This window comes from Intrasporangium mesophilum (assembly GCF_054783095.1).
Window position 1 is genome coordinate 398,067 of the sequence record NZ_BAAGRF010000004.1, and the last position, 16,526, is coordinate 414,592.

Annotated in this window: 19 protein-coding genes; 4 read left to right on the plus strand and 15 right to left on the minus strand. The window is 71.8% G+C overall.

The window, feature by feature from the left end; translation table 11 throughout:
• Positions 1-85 precede the first annotated feature (85 nt).
• The gene (locus ACYVLP_RS05205) at positions 86-1,696 is read right to left on the minus strand and encodes a 5-oxoprolinase subunit B/C family protein (RefSeq protein ID WP_460626275.1); all 1,611 of its coding nucleotides are present in this window, start codon (positions 1,694-1,696) and stop codon (positions 86-88) included.
• Positions 1,697-1,705: 9 nt separating this feature from the next.
• Positions 1,706-2,464 (minus strand): LamB/YcsF family protein, encoded by a 759-nt coding sequence (locus ACYVLP_RS05210; protein WP_460626276.1) that lies wholly within the window; start codon positions 2,462-2,464, stop codon positions 1,706-1,708.
• 132 nt (positions 2,465-2,596) lie between these two features.
• Here ACYVLP_RS05210 and ACYVLP_RS05215 point away from each other — a divergent pair, with 132 nt between their 5' ends.
• Positions 2,597-3,013 (plus strand): hypothetical protein, encoded by a 417-nt coding sequence (locus ACYVLP_RS05215; protein ID WP_460626277.1) that lies wholly within the window; start codon positions 2,597-2,599, stop codon positions 3,011-3,013.
• Between the two features lie 23 nt (positions 3,014-3,036).
• Here ACYVLP_RS05215 and ACYVLP_RS05220 read toward each other — a convergent pair whose 3' ends face one another.
• Entirely contained in the window at positions 3,037-4,398 is a 1,362-nt protein-coding gene (locus ACYVLP_RS05220; protein WP_460626278.1) for a 6-phospho-beta-glucosidase, read from the minus strand.
• Positions 4,399-4,508: 110 nt separating this feature from the next.
• Between ACYVLP_RS05220 and ACYVLP_RS05225 the strand changes: the two genes are divergently transcribed.
• Positions 4,509-5,636 (plus strand): carbohydrate kinase family protein, encoded by a 1,128-nt coding sequence (locus tag ACYVLP_RS05225; RefSeq protein ID WP_460626279.1) that lies wholly within the window; start codon positions 4,509-4,511, stop codon positions 5,634-5,636.
• 10 nt (positions 5,637-5,646) lie between these two features.
• On the opposite strand, the gene ACYVLP_RS05230 is transcribed toward ACYVLP_RS05225, so the two are convergent.
• Both ACYVLP_RS05230 and ACYVLP_RS05235 read right to left on the minus strand, forming a co-directional pair.
• The gene (locus ACYVLP_RS05230) at positions 5,647-5,826 is read right to left on the minus strand and encodes a hypothetical protein (RefSeq protein ID WP_460626280.1); all 180 of its coding nucleotides are present in this window, start codon (positions 5,824-5,826) and stop codon (positions 5,647-5,649) included.
• 70 nt (positions 5,827-5,896) lie between these two features.
• Positions 5,897-6,700, minus strand: coding sequence for a DeoR/GlpR family DNA-binding transcription regulator (locus ACYVLP_RS05235; protein ID WP_460626281.1), 804 nt, complete (start codon positions 6,698-6,700; stop codon positions 5,897-5,899).
• Positions 6,701-6,821: 121 nt separating this feature from the next.
• On the opposite strand from ACYVLP_RS05235, the gene ACYVLP_RS05240 reads away from it, so the two are divergent.
• On the plus strand, positions 6,822-7,721 hold the full coding sequence (locus ACYVLP_RS05240) for an SIS domain-containing protein (protein WP_460626282.1): 900 nt from the start codon (positions 6,822-6,824) through the stop codon (positions 7,719-7,721).
• Positions 7,722-7,866: 145 nt separating this feature from the next.
• On the opposite strand, the gene ACYVLP_RS05245 is transcribed toward ACYVLP_RS05240, so the two are convergent.
• The 8 genes from ACYVLP_RS05245 to ACYVLP_RS05280 all read right to left on the minus strand — a co-directional run bounded on the left by ACYVLP_RS05245 (position 7,867) and on the right by ACYVLP_RS05280 (position 13,767).
• Complete coding sequence (locus ACYVLP_RS05245; RefSeq protein ID WP_460626283.1) at positions 7,867-8,700, minus strand: class II fructose-bisphosphate aldolase; 834 nt, start codon at positions 8,698-8,700, stop codon at positions 7,867-7,869.
• Entirely contained in the window at positions 8,697-9,650 is a 954-nt protein-coding gene (locus tag ACYVLP_RS05250) for a 1-phosphofructokinase family hexose kinase (protein WP_460626284.1), read from the minus strand. Before ACYVLP_RS05250 ends, ACYVLP_RS05245 begins: the two co-directional genes overlap by 4 nt.
• Entirely contained in the window at positions 9,647-10,552 is a 906-nt protein-coding gene (locus ACYVLP_RS05255; RefSeq protein ID WP_460626380.1) for an ROK family protein, read from the minus strand. The genes ACYVLP_RS05250 and ACYVLP_RS05255 overlap by 4 nt, the downstream gene beginning before the upstream one ends.
• Positions 10,553-10,625: 73 nt before the next feature.
• Positions 10,626-10,871 (minus strand): ferredoxin, encoded by a 246-nt coding sequence (locus tag ACYVLP_RS05260; RefSeq protein ID WP_460626285.1) that lies wholly within the window; start codon positions 10,869-10,871, stop codon positions 10,626-10,628.
• Positions 10,855-11,964 (minus strand): NADH-ubiquinone oxidoreductase-F iron-sulfur binding region domain-containing protein, encoded by a 1,110-nt coding sequence (locus ACYVLP_RS05265; protein ID WP_460626286.1) that lies wholly within the window; start codon positions 11,962-11,964, stop codon positions 10,855-10,857. Before ACYVLP_RS05265 ends, ACYVLP_RS05260 begins: the two co-directional genes overlap by 17 nt.
• A complete protein-coding gene (locus ACYVLP_RS05270; protein ID WP_460626287.1) occupies positions 11,961-12,524 on the minus strand; it encodes a ferric reductase-like transmembrane domain-containing protein in 564 nt (187 codons plus the stop codon). The genes ACYVLP_RS05265 and ACYVLP_RS05270 overlap by 4 nt, the downstream gene beginning before the upstream one ends.
• Positions 12,524-13,486: an FAD:protein FMN transferase gene (locus ACYVLP_RS05275; RefSeq protein ID WP_460626288.1), complete on the minus strand. Its 963-nt coding sequence runs from the start codon at positions 13,484-13,486 to the stop codon at positions 12,524-12,526. The genes ACYVLP_RS05270 and ACYVLP_RS05275 overlap by 1 nt, the downstream gene beginning before the upstream one ends.
• Complete coding sequence (locus ACYVLP_RS05280; protein WP_460626289.1) at positions 13,486-13,767, minus strand: hypothetical protein; 282 nt, start codon at positions 13,765-13,767, stop codon at positions 13,486-13,488. The genes ACYVLP_RS05275 and ACYVLP_RS05280 overlap by 1 nt, the downstream gene beginning before the upstream one ends.
• A gap of 195 nt (positions 13,768-13,962) precedes the next feature.
• Between ACYVLP_RS05280 and ACYVLP_RS05285 the strand changes: the two genes are divergently transcribed.
• Complete coding sequence (locus tag ACYVLP_RS05285) at positions 13,963-14,367, plus strand: VOC family protein (RefSeq protein WP_460626290.1); 405 nt, start codon at positions 13,963-13,965, stop codon at positions 14,365-14,367.
• A 27-nt stretch (positions 14,368-14,394) separates the two neighbouring features.
• Here ACYVLP_RS05285 and ACYVLP_RS05290 read toward each other — a convergent pair whose 3' ends face one another.
• Together ACYVLP_RS05290 and ACYVLP_RS05295 are read right to left on the minus strand one after the other, a co-directional pair.
• On the minus strand, positions 14,395-15,270 hold the full coding sequence (locus ACYVLP_RS05290; RefSeq protein ID WP_460626291.1) for an alpha/beta hydrolase: 876 nt from the start codon (positions 15,268-15,270) through the stop codon (positions 14,395-14,397).
• An 852-nt stretch (positions 15,271-16,122) separates the two neighbouring features.
• Positions 16,123-16,464 carry an MmcQ/YjbR family DNA-binding protein gene (locus ACYVLP_RS05295; RefSeq protein WP_452268346.1) on the minus strand — a complete coding sequence of 114 codons (342 nt, stop codon included), beginning with the start codon at positions 16,462-16,464 and terminating at the stop codon, positions 16,123-16,125.
• Positions 16,465-16,526 lie beyond the last annotated feature (62 nt).

The following is a 16,526-nucleotide window of genomic DNA, read 5'->3' on the forward strand; positions in this document are numbered from 1 at the left end:
GAATGTATAACCGTCGCTTATCCACGATCACCTCGGGTCCGCCATCCGGCCCTTTCCCACCGATCTGGTGGGAGAAGGATGTGCCTCAGGACCAGACCAGTCGCACCTCGTCCCCAGGTCTGAGCTGTGCGGCTCGGTCGATGGCCTTCGACGTCAGCACCGCAACGACGGGGTACCCACCGGTCACCGGGTGGTCGGCGAGGAACACGACGGGCTCGCCGCCCGACGGCACCTGGATGGCCCCGGGCACGAGTCCCTCGCTCGGCAGCTCTTGCCCCTCCATGCCGCGTCGTCGCGCGACCTGCATGCCCTGAAGGCGGATTCCGACGCGGCTGCTTCGGGGTGACACCGTCCACGTCGTCCTCGTCAGGGCCGTGAGGTCGCACCAGTCGGCACGCGGTCCGAGCGTCATCCCGAGCACGACGGCTGTCCCCGGGTCCGACCGGGCCAGGGGCGCCAGGTCCGTGACCGGGAACCGCGGCGGCGGCTCGCCGATCGGCAGCACGTCACCCACCGCGACCGCCGGCGGGCCGAGCCCGGAGAGCGTGTCGCTCGATCGCGAGCCCAGCACGGGTGGCACGGCCAGCCCGCCTCGAGCGGCGACGTACGTCCGCAGCCCTGACGTGGCGCGGTCGAGCCTGAGCACCTGGCCGTCCCGGAGAGCGAACGGGGCCCCAAGAGGCACCGGCCGACCGTCCACCGATGCTGGACATGGCGCGCCGGTGATCGCGAGGAGGAGATCTCCGCGCGCCCGGGCGACGAGGCCGCCGAGCACCACCTCGAGGGCTGCCGGCGCCGCCGCGTCGGGGCCGGCAGCCCTCGAGGTGGTGCCGAGCAGGTGACCGACCAGGCGGAGTCCCAGCAGGTATGCCGCCTGGTCGGCTGCCCCGGATCGCGGCACTCCCGCGTCGGCGAGCCCGCGCCGCCCCAGGTCCTCGACGAGCACGAGGGGCCCGGTTGCGAGCACCTCGAGCGCGAGGCCGGGGACCAGGGGTGCCCGCTGTTCGTCGGACGGCCAGGGCGTCGGGTCGACGGAGGGCACCGTCATCGCGCTGATCGCCCGGAAGCGCACCGTCGTGCCCGGCTCGAGGAGGGCCGGCGGGTTCCGCGCGGCGTCCCAGAGCACCAGGTCGGTCGACCCGAGGATCTGCCAGCCGCCGGGCGAGTCCTGGGGGTAGATGCCGCTGAACTCGCCTGCGAGAGCGACGGACCCGGCCGGCACGCGCTCACGCGGGTCGTCACGGCGCGGGACCCACAAACGCGTGTCGCCACCGACGAGATAGGCGAAGCCAGGCGCGAACCCGCCGAAGCCCACCTTCCACTCGGTGCCGGTGTGGGCCTGCACGACCTCCTCTCGTGAAAGTCCGGTCAGCCGGGCGACCTCGTCGAGGTCGGGTCCGTCGTAGACCACTGGGACCTCGACCTGTCGCACAGACGCTGCGGCTGGAAGAGTCGAAGAGGTCGCCCCTGCGATCCCCAGCGCCGCCTCGACGACGGCCGCCAGGCGGGCAGGATCCGACACCCTGACGAGCACACTGCGGGCCCCGACCACCAGCTCGTCCACCGCCTCCAGTGCGCTCTCGCTCGCCGCCCGGATCGCTGAGCGCAGCGCGGCTCGCAGGGCCAGCGCGGCGTCGGTGTCGTCGACCTCGACGAGCGCTGCCGTTGCGCCCATCGGATGCAGGCGCGCCTCCACCGGACCTCCTCAGCGCACGAACGGGCGGACGGTGACGCCCTCGGCCTCGAGGGCGGACCGGACGGCTCGGGCCATCCGGACGGCTCCGGGGGTGTCACCGTGGATGCACACCGACTCGGCCTGGACCGCAACGTCTCGCCCGTCGACGGAGGTGACCACCCGATCCCGGACCAGGCGCACCACGCGCGCCGCGACCTCGTCGACGTCGCGCAGGACGGCACCAGGCTCGGTGCGCGGGACGAGGTGGCCGTCACTGGTGTAGGCGCGGTCTGCGAAGGCTTCGGTCACAGTCCGAAGCCCGGCCGCCGCCGCGAGCTCGAGCACGGCGCTGCCCGGAAGTCCCATGACCGGGAGCGACGCGTCCACCGCGACGACCGCCTCGACGACGGCCCGGGCCTGCGCCTCGTGCGTCACGATCGCGTTGTAGAGGGCGCCGTGCGGCTTGACGTACGCCACCCGGGTGCCGGCCACGCGCGCCATCGCCGCGAGCGCCCCGATCTGGTAGATCACATCTGCGGCGAGCTCGTCGGGCGGCACGTCGACGAACCGCCGCCCGAAGCCGGCGAGGTCGTGGTAGCCCACCTGTGCGCCGACCACGACACCGCGCTCGGCGGCATACCGGCACGTCGTGCGCAGGGTCAGCGGGTCTCCCGCGTGGAAGCCGCACGCGACGTTCGCGCTCGTGACGACACCCAGCATCGCGTCGTCGTCACCGAGGGTCCATGCCCCGAACGACTCTCCCACGTCGGCGTTGAGGTCGATGCGCATGCCACGATCCTGCCGCACGGACTGGAGGCGAAGCCCGGGAGCGGCTATCCCCGTTGACATTGGATACTCACACTATCCACTATTGGAAAGTGCCACTATCCAACGGGGCACACAACAACCTAGGAGCCTGACATGGAAGCAGTGACCATCTCCGACGCATCCCGGGTGCTGGCGGGGATCCTGTTCCTCTCCCTCGTCACCGTCGAGACCGGCGGCCTCTACATGGTCAACATCGTCAGGGGCCGGGCCGCCGTGACCCCGTTCCAGGAGAAGTTCGCCCGGGCGGGCCACGCCCACGCTGGGGTGCTGCTCGTCCTCGCTCTGCTGTGTCAGCTCTTCGTCGACCACACCGCCCTGACCGGCTTGTGGGAGTGGCTCGCCCGCGCGGGCGTCGCCGTAGCGGCGCTGCTCATGCCGGGCGGCTTCTTCTTCTCGTCGATGGGTGCCGGTCGCGACCGGCCGAACCGCCTCATCGTCATGGTCTTCGCCGGTGCCGCGCTGCTCGCGGTCAGCCTCGCCACGCTGGGGGTTGGCCTCATCGTGGCGTGAGGCGGGCGACGCGGCCCGGCCGACTAGCGAAACCGGTCGTAGAAGTCGGGCAGGCTGCGACGGTATCCGGCCATGAGGTCACGGGCGACGGTGACGCTGTCGACGAGCGGGTGGAGCGCAAAGGCTTGCACCGCAAGGGATTCCGAACCTTCGCGGACCGCCTCGAGGACCAGCTCGTCGACCGCCTTGGCCTGCTGGGCGAGGCCCAGCGGGTGTCCGGCCAGCGGCGTGACCAGCAGCGGCGCCGGGCCGTCCGCCGACACCCGGCAGGGCACCTCCACGACGGCGTCGTCTGGCAGGCCCGGGAGCGTGCCGCCGTTGCGGACGTTGAGGATGAGCCGTGCGGGCTCGTCGCGGGCGATCGCCGCCATCAGTGACAGCGCCACCCCTTCGTAGCCGCCACCCTCGACGTCGGCCTCGGAGCGGTCCTGGCCGTCCGCGTCGCGGGTCTCCTGCATGTACGTCGCGTTGCGCTCGCGCCGCACCGCATCCCACCGGTCCCACGCGCTCGCCGGTGAGTCCGCCACAGCCGCATAGAAGCTCGCCTGCTGGGTGACGAGGTACTCGCCCCGCGTCCGGGGCGCAGAGGTGATCTGCGCGACCGCCTCACGGGTGAAGTAGTAGTAGAAGAGGTACTCGTTGGGGATGCAGCGGATCGACCGGAGCCAGTCGATACCGAACAGCGCCCCCTCCTCCAGGCTGGCGAGAGCGGGCGCGTCGTCGAGCAGCGTGGGCAGCAGGTCGACGCCGTCGCGCCGGAGGCCGGCGAGCCAGCCCAGGTGGTTGAGGCCCGCGTAGTCGATGTCGAGGTCGTCGAGCGACTCGCCCAGCGCGCCAGCGGCCCGCTTCGCGAGCCCGAGCGGCGAGTCACAGATGCCGACGACGTGGTCCCCGAGGGTCGCCTGCATCGCCTGGGTGACCATGCCCGCGGGGTTGGTGAAGTTGATGACCCACGCGCCGGGGGCCCACCGGGCGACCCGTTCGGCGACATCCACAGCGACCGGGACGGTCCGCAGGCCGTAGCCCACGCCCCCCGCGCCCGTCGTCTCCTGCCCGAGGAGGCCGAGGTCCAGCGCCAACCGCTCGTCCACCGTGCGGCCGGGCAGGCCGGCGACCCGGATCGCGGAGAAGACGAAGTCCGCACCGTCGAGCGCGCGGTCGAGGTCCGTGGTCGTCACCACGCTGGGAGGAGGGTATGCCGTGGGGTCGGCGCCGGCATACCGCGTGGCCTGGGCGCCGAGCACCCTGGCGATCACCGCCAGCCGGGACGCGTCGGTGTCGTGGAGCACGACCTGCGTGACGCGCGGCTGCGCGTGGTCGCCCAGGAGGGCGCCGTAGACGAGCGGCACGCGGAAACCACCACCACCGAGGACGACCAGCTTCATGGATGCACCACGTCCTGGACGCTACCAAGCGGGCGCTACCGGCCCCGGCCAGACAACACCGATGCGGAAAGTATGAGACCAGCGTCGGTGGCGTGGGGGACCATGGAGCCGTGCCCAGCAACCACACGTTCGACCCGCTCGCGGCTCGGCGCTCTGCCGCCGACCCCGACCTCGACGTGTTCGTGTGGGGCACCGTCTTCCTCGACATGATCTTCGCCGGGCTGCCGTCCGCGCCCCAGCCGGGCACCGAGGTCTGGGCCGAGGGCCTCGCGTCCTGCCCCGGCGGCATCGCCAACCTCGCCGTGGCGGCGCGCCGGCTCGGGCTGCACACCTCGCTCGCCGCGGCCTTCAGCGACGACGACTACGGCGACTTCTGCTGGCGCACGCTCGAGGAGCAGGAGGGGATCGACCTGTCGCGCAGCCGCCGGTTCGCCGACTGGCACAGCCCGGTCACCGTGTCGATGTCCGTCGAGCGCGACCGCAGCATGGTCTCCCACGGCCATCCGTCGCCGCTTCCAGCGAGCGAGCTCATCGGCACCCCACCGCGCTCGCGGGCCGTCATGGTCGACCTGGCTGAGGACGAGGCGTTCGGGTCCGCGGCCACGAGCGGCGCGACCTGGGTCGACGAGGCCCGGGCCAACGGCGCTCTGGTCTTCGCCGACGTGGGCTGGGATCCCAAGGAGCAGTGGTCGCCTCACGTGCTCGAGCGCCTCGACCGGTGTGACGTGTTCATGCCCAACGCCGTCGAGGCGATGGCCTACACCGGCACCCGGTCGCCGGTCGAGGCGGTCTACGCTCTCGCCGACCGCGTGCCCGTCGCCATCGTGACCGACGGCGCTGACGGCGCGCTCGGGATCGACCAGCGCACGGGCGAGGAGGTCCGCGTGCCGTCGCTGCGCGTCCACGAGGTCGACCCGACGGGCGCGGGCGACGTGTTCGGAGCAGCCCTGCTCGTCGGCACCCTCGCCGAGTGGCCCTTGGAGCAACGGTTGGCGTTCGCCAGCCTGTGCGCCGGGCTCGCGATGCAGCAGTACGGCGGGTCGCTCGCCGCGCCGGGGTGGGGTGACCTCGCCGACTGGTGGACGGCGCTGACCGCCGACACGTGCGAGGACGCCTATCACCGCTCGCTTCGTCGCCGCTACGCCTTCCTCGGCGAGATCGTGCCCACGGTGCCGGTCATGGCCTGCCGGCGCGCGACGGCGACGATCGCCCGCCGCGCCGACGTCGAGCCGTTCTGAGCCCGGGCCCTCAGCCCTGCGTCGACGGGGTCTCGCGGGCAACCAGTCGGGCAACCCGCCGCCGACCGGTGCCCGACTGCCTGCGCTCGGCGCGCCACTGTGCACGCTTGCGGCTCAGCTCGGCGTTGCGGATCCGGTCCTGCGCCGTCGCCAGGTACATCTCGGGATACGTGTGGTTCAGGTCGTACATGATCTCGTCCTCTCTCGTGGTTCGTCCGTGAGAGACGACGGAGCCGACGGGCCGATCTCGACAACGGGGCTCAGACCAGGTGCACGTCGACGCCCGCGTCGCGCAGCGCGTCGACCTCGGACTGGGCCGCGCCCGCCGTGGTGACGAGATGGTCGAGGCGCGTGGCGGGGCAGATCGAGGCGAACGTGCGCACCCCGAGCTTGTCGCCGGTGGCCACGCAGATGATCTGTTTGGAGCGCTCGATCATCGTCCGGATGATCGCCGCCTCCTCCTCGTGCCGGCAGGTTGCGCCCTCGCGGGCGGTCAGGCCGTTGACGCCGACGATGGCGACGTCGAGCCAGAGCTGCTGGAGCACGAGTGTGGCGAGCGGGCCGGTCACCTCGTAGGACTCGGGTCGGGCGACGCCGCCGAGTGACACGCACTGCACGTGCGGGCGCAGCACCGCCTCGGTGGCGATGTTGAGCGCGTTGGTGACGATCGTGATCTCGCCGCCGTCGGCCGCGAGGTCCTCCCGTCCGGTGATCGCTCGGGCCGTCGCCGTCGTCGTCGTGCCACCGTTGAGCCCGATCACCTGGCCCACCTCGACGAGTGCCGCTGCAGCCTCGGCGACGCGCGACAGGTCGTCGTCGGTGCGGCTGCTCCGGTAGCGGTACGGCAGCTCGTAGGCGACCGAGGTCGCGACGACGCCGCCATGGTTGCGGGCCACGAGCTGCCGACGCGCGAGCTCGGAGAAGTCGCGCCGGATCGTCGCCTCGCTCACCCCGAGCAGCTCGGCCGCCTCGCCGACGCCGAGTCGGCCGGACGTGGCCAGTCGGTCCAGCATGACGGACCAGCGACTGGCCCGGTTCCGCGCAAGGTCGCTGTCGTCCGTCACGCGCCGACCATACCGCGCAGATTCAGCATTAGACATGACCATCTATGCGCGTTTAGGCTGTGATTCGCGCAGACACAAGCAAGGAAGTTCCCGCCCGCCCCCCACGTCCCGGAGCCGCCTCATGTCGCAGACCACGCACCTTGCCAGCGAGATCGCCACGCAGCCCGACGACTGGGCGCGCACCATCGGGCGCCTCGACGAGCTCGCGGGCGTGCTCCCGCAGCCCGGTGAGAGGGTGGCGACGATCGGCTGCGGCACCTCATGGTTCATGGGCCAGGCGTATGCCGCGCGCCGCGAGTCCCTGGGGCAGGGCGCCACCGATGCGTTCGCCGCGTCCGAGCACCGCCTGGCCCGCGGATACGACCGGGTCGTGGTCATCAGCCGGTCCGGCACGACCACCGAGGTGGTCGCCGTCATCGACGAGCTGCGTGCCTCGGGCGTGCCGCACGTCTCGATCGTCGCGACCCCGGGAACCCCGGTGGCGCAAGAGTCCTGGTCGACCATCCTGCTCGACGACGTCGACGAGAAGTCGGTCGTGCAGACGCGGTTCGCCACGACGACGCTCGCCCTGTTGCGCGCGTCGCTCGGCGAGGACCTCAGGCCCGTCGTCGAGCAGGCGCGCGCCGTGCTCGCGGAGGACCCGACGTCAGCGCTCGGCTCGCTGCTCTCCGTCGAGCAGGTGACCTTCCTCGGGCGCGACTGGAGCAACGGCATCGCCAACGAGGCGGCCCTCAAGCTCCGCGAGTCCTCCCAGTTCTGGGCCGAGGCGTATCCCGCCATGGAGTACCGGCACGGCCCCATCAGCATCGCCGCTCCCGGGCGGGCGGTGTGGGCCTTCGGCGAGGTGCCGGAGGGCCTGGCCGACGAGGTCCGCTCGACCGGCGCCCACTTCGAGCACCGAGACGTCGACCCGCTCGCCGACCTCGTGCGGCTGCACCGTCTGTGCCTCGCGCGGGCCGACGCCGCGGGTCTGGACCCGGACGCTCCGCGCAACCTGACCCGCAGCATCGTCCTGACCTGAGGTGCCGCGGCCACTCGACCGGCCCAACCCCGTCGAGTGGCCCCCCAACCACACCCGCGGGCTGAGACGCCGAGGCCACTCGACCGCCCAACCCCTCGAGTGGCCCCCCAGCCACATTGGGGTCGCTCTCGGCCCAGCGTGGAGGTCAGGGTCGGGCCAGGAGGCGTAACAGCCGGGCGGCCTCGTCGGCGACCGCGTCGCGGGCCGCTCCGAGGTACTTCCGGGTGTCGACCGTCGGTGACTCGTCGAGCCGCCTCAGCATCGCCCTGGTGAAGACCTGGTTGAGGTGCGTGGCGATGTTCACCTTCGTCATCCCGGCTCGCACCGCGGCCACAAGGCCGTCGTCGGGCACTCCGGACGAGCCGTGCAGCACGAGTGGCACCGGGACCGAGTCCCTCAGTGCAGCAATGAGATCCGTGTCGAGCGACGCAGTGCGGTCGGTCATCGCATGGGAGCTGCCGACGGCGACAGCCAGCGCGTCCACCCCGGTCTCGTCGACGAACCGCACCGCGTCGGCCGGGTCGGTGCGCACGCCGGGTGCATGCACACCATCCTTGCCGCCCACCTCGCCGAGCTCCGCCTCGACGCTCACTCCCTCGGCGTGACACAGCTCGACGACCCGCCGGGTCTGCGCGCGGTTGTCGTCGTCGGGCAGGGTGGAGCCGTCGTACATGACGGACGTGAGGCCGAGCCGCACCGCCTCTTCCACCAGGGCGACGTCCTCGGCGTGGTCGAGGTGGACGACGACCGGCTGTGCGCAGGCGCGCGCGACGGCGAGCGTGGCCGCGGCGACCGGGGCCAGCGAACCGTGGTAGCGCACGCAGTTCTCGGAGATCTGCATGACGACGGGCAGCCCGGCCCGCTCGGCAGCAGCGGCATACGCCTCGGCGTGCTCGAGCTGGATGACGTTGAAGGCGGCCAGGCCGCGACCGGCCGTCCGCGCGTCGGCGAGCACACTCGCGAGGTTGACGAGGGTCATCGGACACTCTCCTCGATCTCGACCGACGGCAGGAGCCGCTCCACGTCGGCAGGGTCGATGACCCCCGCGACCGGCTGGAGCACCGCCGCTGCCGACCACGCGACTCCTCGACGAAGCACGCCGGCCCAGGCGTCGCGTCCGTCGGGCAGGCCGCCGAGTGCGTCGACATCAGCGGCGAGCGACGCCGTGAGGGCATCCCCAGCCCCGGTTGCGTTGCCGCGCAACGGTTCCCGCAACCAGGCGCGCAGCCCGATCCCATCGTGGACGAGGTGTATGCCGTCTGCGCCGTCGGTGACTATCGCGGCCTCTGCGCCCCCGTCGACGAGCGCGACGGCGAGCTCCGCGGGTGTCGAGGACGGGCCGCCCTCGGCGCCCACGGCAGACTGCGCCTCCGCCCGGTTCGGCTTCACGAGTGTCGGGTGCGCCGCGAGGGCCCGGGCGAGAGCCGGCCCGCCGACGTCGAGGACGACGCGCAACCCGGCGCGAACGGCCTCGCGGGTGAGGGACTGGACCAGGTCGTCGGGTGCGCCGGACGGCAGGCTGCCGGAGATGGTCAGCACCGAGGCCCGGTCGGCGAGCGCGGCCAGGGCGCCCGACACGTGGGCCCACACGGCCGGCGGCTGGTCGGGCCCGGCCTCGTTGAAGAGCGTCGCCGTGCCGTCGTCGTCGACGACCGCCACGGATCGCCTGGTGCGGCAAGGTGACTCGACGAGCCGGAGGCTGACGCCTCGATCGGTCAGGTCGGTGGCGAAGGCTGCGAGCTCGTCCGCGCCGACCGGCGCCACGGCGATGACATGTGCACCCATCGCGGTCAGCACCGAGGCGACGTTGAGGCCCTTTCCGCCGGCGCGCTCGCGCACGTCATCGACGCGGTGGGACTCTCCGAGCGCCACGGTCGGGACGGCATAGGTGATGTCGACCGCAGGGTTGGGCGTGAGCGTGACGATCATCGGCCGACGAGGTCGAGCGCGATCGTCGCGGCGCCGAGCGACCCGGCCCGGTCGCCCAGGGCAGCCGCCTCGACGGCGACGTCCTCGCGCCCGCCCAACCGCATCGTCAGGGCAGCCCGCAGCGGGTCGAGCAGCGTGTCACCCGCGTGCACGAGACCGCCGCCGATGAGGACGAGCTCCGTGCCGGCAGCGGCGACCACGGGCGCGACCATGATCGCGAGCGCTTCGATGGCCTCCCGCCAGACGCGTCCGGCGATCTCCTCACCGGCGTCTGCGCGGCGTGCGACCTCCTGTGCGTCGCCGACGAGGCCGGTGGCCTCGGACCAGCGACGGCCGATGGCTCCGGCGCTCGACAGTGCCTCGAGGCAGCCACGCTGGCCGCAGCCGCACTGCGGGCCGTCGGGAACCACGATGATGTGGCCGATCTCGCCGGTCCAGAGCCCGCCGGTCACGAGCCGGCCGCGGCAGAGGATCGCGCTGGCCAGGCCGGTGCCGAGCGGCACGAACAGGACATTGTCGGCGGCGCGGGCGGCGCCGAGACGGTGCTCGGCCAGCAGGCCCGAGCGGACGTCGTGGCCGATGGCGACGGGCACGTCGACGTGGGCGGCCACGCTGCCGCGCAGGTCGAGGTCGCGCCAGCCGAGGTTGGCCGACCAGACGCCGATGCCGGCGGCCTCGTCGACCAGGCCCGGCACGGCCACGCCCATCGCGAGGAGGTCCACGGCCTCGCCCGAGGCTGCGACGAGCTCCACTGCGACTTTGGCCGCCACTTCGCCGAGCTGGCTGCCGACGTCCTCGGGCGTCGGGGCGACGGTCTCGGCGAGCACGGTGCCACCGGGGGTCACCAGGGCGGCCTTGACCCGGGTGCCGCCGACGTCGATCCCGACCACTGCCTCACGCATCACGATGCGCAGTCTATGAGCATTAGTGCACGGATGGACAGCCAGCCGATCACATTTGGACAATCGGCGCCACTCAGTGGCGATAGAGGGCCCTGGCCGGGCAGAGGCGGATGGCCGTGGCGGCCTCGTCGGCCGAGGCCGAGGCATCGTGCACCACGGGGTAGCCCCACTCGTCGAGCGTGACACCGCGCAGCAGCTGCGCACAGACACCGTGACCGGTGCAGGCGACCCGGTCGACCGCGATGCCACGGGGCTCGACCAGACCCAGCCGGGCGGCCGTCTCACGCGTGCCACCTGCCGGCTCAGTGAGCGAAGACATGGTGATTCCTCCGGTCCGAGGACAGGTGTCGGGCAGCACACCGGCCATCGTGGTGCTGCTCGACATGGGCGGCGAAGACGTTCAGGGCCGACCAGGCGAAGCCCGCCACCCCGTCCGGGAAGTGGCACGCCCCACGCCCCGGCAGCAGCGCGACCCGCGAGGACACCCGGCCGTATGCCGTGGGGTCAGCCCCCGTGGCGAGCGCTCGCCAGTCGGCGGCCAGGGCGGGCAGGCCGAACATGCACGGACCGCACTGACCGGCCGACTCGCCGGAGGCCCAGGTCAGCCAGCGGTCCACGACATCGAGTGGGCACTCGCGCGGGTCGAGGACCTCGACGACGCCCGGCCCGAGGGACGCACCGAACGGCGCGAGGTCGGCACCGGTCCAGCGCAGGCGCATCGCCGCCTCGAGCGGCACGAACCGGCCCCCGAGGCCGCCGACGAGCAGCGCCTCCGCGCCCTGCGGAGCACCGCCCGCCGCCGCCAGAAGGTCCGCGAGCTGGGCGCCCGCCTCGACCTCCAGCACCAAACCGCGCACGTCCGGCGTGTTCACCGTGACCAGGCGCGGGCCGGGCTCGGTGTCGGTGCCGAACGACCGGAACCAGTCGGCGCCGTTCCGGGCCACCTGGCCGATCCGCCAGACCGTCTCGGCGTTGAGCACGACCGTCGCAGAGATCCGCCGGCCGGCGGAGTCGTGACCGCCACGGACGAAGGGCCGGCGCTTGGTCATCGGTCGGGCAAGGCCGCCGTGCACGAGGGAGATGAGCGACGACTCTTCCGACGAGACATAGCGCGCCGGGACCTCGACGGTCTTCAGGCCCGCCGCCCGCAGCCGCGCGATGGTCGCAGAGCCGCGGTGGGCGGCATACGTCACGGGCTTGCCCGCCGCCACCGCCGTCGCGCCCTCGACGAGCGCGGCGAGCCGGTGCTCGACGACCCAGGCGTCCTTGGCCGCTCCCAGCTCTCCGTCGCACGCGTTGACGACGAGGTGGGCGCCATGCGCAAGCGCCGCCTCCACCTTCAGCGCGGTGCTGAACGCTGCACCTCCGCGCCCGGTGAGGCCTGAGTCCCGCAGCAGTGCGACGAGGTTCATGACCACTCCTGTCCTGCGACGACCTCTCGGCGCTGCCGGTCGAGGTGGGTCGTGGTGAACCGCCATCCGATGGCGAGGAGCCCGATGACGCCGCAGGCGATCGTGGTGGCGCGAAGCAGGCTCTGGTCGCCCGTGCCGAGGGCGACACCGTGGACGACTGCGAGCGGCCACAACACGAAGGACAGGGCGTGCACGCGCCGCCATGTCCGCTCCGCCAGCCGGTGCCGGAGCACCGACGTGACGACGACCGCGACGAGGATGTCGAACGCGAGCGTGCCGAGGCCCACCCACAGAGGCTCGTATCCGGAGGTGAAGGGCAGCACCGCGGACACGAGGTCGATCGAGACGTAGGTCTCCACGACGGCGGTGAGGATATGGGCCGCGAGGAACACGGTCATGCCCAGCGACAGCGAGCGATGCAGGGCCACGACGACCGTTGCCGACTCACCGTGCGGTCGGCGACGCCCGGAAGTGAGCACGCCGAGCACGAGGACGGCCGTCAGCAGGACGATGCTCACCACCCCGGTCGCGCGGGATGTGTACCAGAGGATCTCGTTCATCAGGCGGCCCTCCTCATCGGCTCCGGCCACCCAGGCGTCACTAGGACCGCACCGTCCGCCCGATCGAGCCGTGACGGGATGCCTTGTGTGGCAAGCCATTCCGCTGCGTCCTCGCCCAGCACGATCGCGGCCGTGGATGCGGCGTTGGCCTCCAGGCAGGTCGCGCCCGCGCAGGTCACCTGCTGCCAGGTGCAGGTGGCCGTGCGGCCGGTGCGCGGGTCGATGATGTGGTGACGGGGGCCGTCGACCGTCTGCCACACCCGCAACCGGGTCGAGGACGTCGCGAACGCCTGACCGGTGCTCGTGACCACCTGCCGGGTCCTGCCGTCGGCGTCGTCGACACCCACCGACCATCCTCCACGCGGCAGCTCGCCGGACACGGCGACGTCGCCACCGAGGTTGACGAGGAAGCCGCCGGGCAGGGACTCGGCGAGCGCCGCCGCGATGGTGTCGGCAGCGTGGGCCTTGGCCGTCGCACCGAGGTCGAGCAGCGTTCCGGCAGCCACGGACACGCGACGCGCCGACACGTTGAGGTGCACCGAGTGCCAGTGCGGCACTCGCCCGATGCTCACCTGCCGGAACTCGCCGCGCGCCCGCACCCGGTCGAGGTCGTCGTCGTAGCCGGCCGCTACGAGGGCCGCCCCGATCGTCGGGTCGACGAGCCCGCCCGTCAGACGTGCGGCCCGCAGTCCCGCGTCGAGGTATGCCGCACACGTCGGCGATAGGAACGCCTCCGCGGGTGCCCGGCGAGCCCGACCGGCCAGGCGCATCAGCTCCGAGTCCGTGCGGAACCGGCTCACGGCACGGTCGACCTCGCGAAGATGCGACTGGGCGAGATCCACCGCGCGGTCCAGCAGGTCGGGCCGGGTGCAGAGGATCTGGTTCGTGGTCCCGATGGCGCGGAAGGTTCCGCCGGCTGCACCGTCGACGTCGGCGCGGGAGTAGGCGATCGGCGCGGACATCAGGACCCGCTCGAGCTCGACTGGGCCTGGCGGTCGCTCCCACCGACGGGAGAGACGGCCGTGAAGCCGCTGGTCGTGTCGGTCGTGCTGCTCGTGCTGCTGCTGCTGGTCGTGCTGCTGCTGGTCGTGCTGGTCGAGGTGCCGGACGTCTTCGCGGCTGTCGACTGCGCGTGGGCCTCGCCGAGATGGACGGCGATACCGCCGACGACCAGGGTCGAGGCGGCCAGCAGACTGGCCGACCAAACCCTCGCTCGCTTCAGGGGTCGGGGAGTGGGGCTCATGGGCGTCTCCTTCGGGGGGTTCACACCACCGTCGCGGGCGCCTCTGTGTGCCTGCTGTGGTCGGGCGGTGCATGCGGCATGACTCCCGACCCGGCGGCATACGGAAGGGCCGACCGGGCAGGACCCCACCGCAGCGCTCATTGCTTTCGAGCAATTCGCTTGCGGTGGAAGGCGACTCCCGCAACGCTCAGCCACATGGCACTTCACATCCACAGCATCACGTTCGACTGCGGGGACGCTCGCGCCCTTGCCACGTTCTGGTCCGGACTGCTCGGCTGGAACGTCTACTACGACGACGACCCCGAAGTCGTCGTCGCCCCGTCGTTCCCGAACCAGGGACTGGGCCTGCTGTTCATCCCGGTGCCCGAGGGCAAGACGGCCAAGAACCGCGTCCACCTCGACATCGCCCCAGAGGACGGCACGCGAGATGAGGCCGTCGAGCGGGCCCTCGCCGCCGGTGGAACCGTCGTGGGCGACCACCGCAACGAGGACGGCACGGGCTGGGTCACGATGGCCGACCCTGAGGGCAACGAGTTCTGCATCGAGCGTGGCCCGGCCGAGAAGGGCGATCCGGGGCCACGCGAGTTCCGGATCGGGTGAGCACGGCGGGAGCCGGCCCGCGCCCGGTCAGGCGTCGGGTCCGGCGCCGTGCCTGGCCAGGAACGCCGCCGCCGCGTCGGCGACCTCGCGCCATCCGCTGTCGACGACGAGCGAGTGGCCTCGGCCGGGGATCTCGATGATCTCGGTCGGGCCGGGGTTGCGCAGCTGCTTCTTGTACGACGCGTGCGAGATCGCCCACGGCACGGTGTTGTCCTTCTCGCCGCTGATCACCAGCAGCGGTCCACGGTCCGGGCGCAAGGTGTCCACGCTCGCCTCGGTGCGTGGGTTGAAGTTCGCCGTCGCGGCCTGGAAGAGCGGGCGACCCGGCGCCGCAACGGGATACGTCCGGTACAGCTCGGCCGCCTCCTCCGCGCTCACGGCGTTGGCGAAGGCGAAGCGGTACTGGTCGAAGGTGAGGGAGACTGCCCGGTTGTAGTTGGCCGGGTTCGTCAGCACGGGAGAGCTGGCCCGCAGCGCCGAGATCGGCAGCGGCAGCACGCCGCGGAACGGGGCGGGATCGATCGCGACCGCGGCCTTCGCCAAGCCCATCCCGGCGAGCTTCTGCGTGATGAGGCCGCCGAAGGAGTGCCCGATGATCACCGGCTTGCGGTCGAGCAGTCCGATGACGTCGGCGATGTGGTTCGTCACCTGGCCGACCGACTTGCCCGCGAGGACCTCGGGCTTGGCGCGAGCCTCGTCGACCGTCTCCGGGTCGTCGGGCCAGCTCGGTGCGAGCGTCGCGTAGCCGAGCTCCTCGAAGTGGGCGCGCCAGGCGGCCCAGCTGCTCGGCAGCAGCCACAGGCCGTGGACGAAGACGACGGGCTGTCTGGCACTGGCATTGGCGCCCTCGATCTGGCCACGCTCGGAGGCCGTGATGGAGGGGGCGCTGGCGGGACTGGTCATGGGGTCTCCTGGAGGGTCAGGTGATGCGCGTACTGACCGGTCGTCCCGGTGTGGCCATCGTGGTGCCCGGATGCCCTGGCCGTCGAGCGTTCTGACGCGCGATCCCGCCCCGCGGACGCGCTGGTATGGATTTGACGTAGCCAATGCAAGGACCGGGCGCGTTGGGAGCTGGCGCTAAGATCTTGATGAGAGCCCGAGAGAAGGTGGGGATGGTGGCAGCTCGTTCAGAGGTCAGTCAGGCCGTGAAGCGTTACGCGACCCAGTCCACCAAGGCGTCTGCCCGTCTCGAGCAGCGCACCGTCCCGCCGGGTTATAAGCGTTCGAAGGACGTGGAGCGCTTTCTCGCCCAACGGCTGCCCCGCAGCGAATGACGCTCTCGCCTCGGTACGGAGAAACACCCGTTCCCGGAGACGAGCTTGACGCGCTGCTGCCAAAGGTACGCATGCTGCTGGGCGACCCCGTGAGCCGGGCCGCCGTGTACGACCTCGAGCAGGCCTTCCAGCAGGAAGCCGCTGAAGACCTGCTCACCGCGGTCCTGGAGGGTCCCGGCGTCCTCTCGGCCTCAGGCGTCTACTTCATCGATGACACCTATGCTTTCGCCGGACCGAAAGTCACACTGCCCTGCAAGAGTACGACTGGGACCTGGACAAAGCCCGATACATCGAACTGCTGCGCGAGTACGACAGACACCGCGACCCGCGCGAGCTCGCGGCCTTCGTTCCCGTCCGGACACTTGGCACATTTGATGGGCCCCCGGACGATTCGGACCGGATGCTTTCATCTGAGTGACGCCCGGGCGCCACTTCCCGGACGCGCCGGCCTCAAGGCTCGGGGTCGGCCCGTAGGCTCCTCCTAGTCGACGACAGACAGGGCCACCTTGCGCGGCACGACCATCCGCCATGCGTCGACGACGATCTCGCGCATCCGCTCCTCGTCGATGGCGTCGAGCCGCACCTCGACCCAGTTGAACCGCAGGTCTGAGTGCCGCGGCATGATGAACACGTCCGGCTCGCTCGCGACGAGCACGTCACGCTCCTCCTTGGGGAAGGCGAAGCCCATCTGGGTCTCGTCGGCGGAGAACGCGAGCCACACGATCTTGCCGACCCGGAACTTCACGCGGTCTCGCACGAGCACTTCGTACGAACGCGGGAGTCCTTGCGCCACCCGCCGGATGTCGTCGATGGTCACGGGCACCCTTCCACCCTCCCATGGGACGGCGACATTGGGCACCGGCCGCGTCCCGGGTCCTGCCGGCT

Excerpts from the sequence above, each read along its gene's own strand:
- ACYVLP_RS05210 (WP_460626276.1), bottom strand. The coding sequence starts at position 2,464 with ATGCGCATCGACCTCAACGCCGACGTGGGAGAGTCGTTCGGGGCATGG.
- ACYVLP_RS05215 (WP_460626277.1), top strand. The coding sequence starts at position 2,597 with ATGGAAGCAGTGACCATCTCCGACGCATCCCGGGTGCTGGCGGGGATC.
- ACYVLP_RS05220 (WP_460626278.1), bottom strand. The coding sequence starts at position 4,398 with ATGAAGCTGGTCGTCCTCGGTGGTGGTGGTTTCCGCGTGCCGCTCGTC.
- ACYVLP_RS05230 (WP_460626280.1), bottom strand. The coding sequence starts at position 5,826 with ATGTACGACCTGAACCACACGTATCCCGAGATGTACCTGGCGACGGCG.
- ACYVLP_RS05240 (WP_460626282.1), top strand. The coding sequence starts at position 6,822 with ATGTCGCAGACCACGCACCTTGCCAGCGAGATCGCCACGCAGCCCGAC.
- ACYVLP_RS05245 (WP_460626283.1), bottom strand. The coding sequence starts at position 8,700 with ATGACCCTCGTCAACCTCGCGAGTGTGCTCGCCGACGCGCGGACGGCC.
- ACYVLP_RS05250 (WP_460626284.1), bottom strand. The coding sequence starts at position 9,650 with ATGATCGTCACGCTCACGCCCAACCCTGCGGTCGACATCACCTATGCC.
- ACYVLP_RS05255 (WP_460626380.1), bottom strand. The coding sequence starts at position 10,552 with ATGCGTGAGGCAGTGGTCGGGATCGACGTCGGCGGCACCCGGGTCAAG.
- ACYVLP_RS05260 (WP_460626285.1), bottom strand. The coding sequence starts at position 10,871 with ATGTCTTCGCTCACTGAGCCGGCAGGTGGCACGCGTGAGACGGCCGCC.
- ACYVLP_RS05265 (WP_460626286.1), bottom strand. The coding sequence starts at position 11,964 with ATGAACCTCGTCGCACTGCTGCGGGACTCAGGCCTCACCGGGCGCGGA.
- ACYVLP_RS05270 (WP_460626287.1), bottom strand. The coding sequence starts at position 12,524 with ATGAACGAGATCCTCTGGTACACATCCCGCGCGACCGGGGTGGTGAGC.
- ACYVLP_RS05275 (WP_460626288.1), bottom strand. The coding sequence starts at position 13,486 with ATGTCCGCGCCGATCGCCTACTCCCGCGCCGACGTCGACGGTGCAGCC.
- ACYVLP_RS05280 (WP_460626289.1), bottom strand. The coding sequence starts at position 13,767 with ATGAGCCCCACTCCCCGACCCCTGAAGCGAGCGAGGGTTTGGTCGGCC.
- ACYVLP_RS05285 (WP_460626290.1), top strand. The coding sequence starts at position 13,963 with ATGGCACTTCACATCCACAGCATCACGTTCGACTGCGGGGACGCTCGC.
- ACYVLP_RS05290 (WP_460626291.1), bottom strand. The coding sequence starts at position 15,270 with ATGACCAGTCCCGCCAGCGCCCCCTCCATCACGGCCTCCGAGCGTGGC.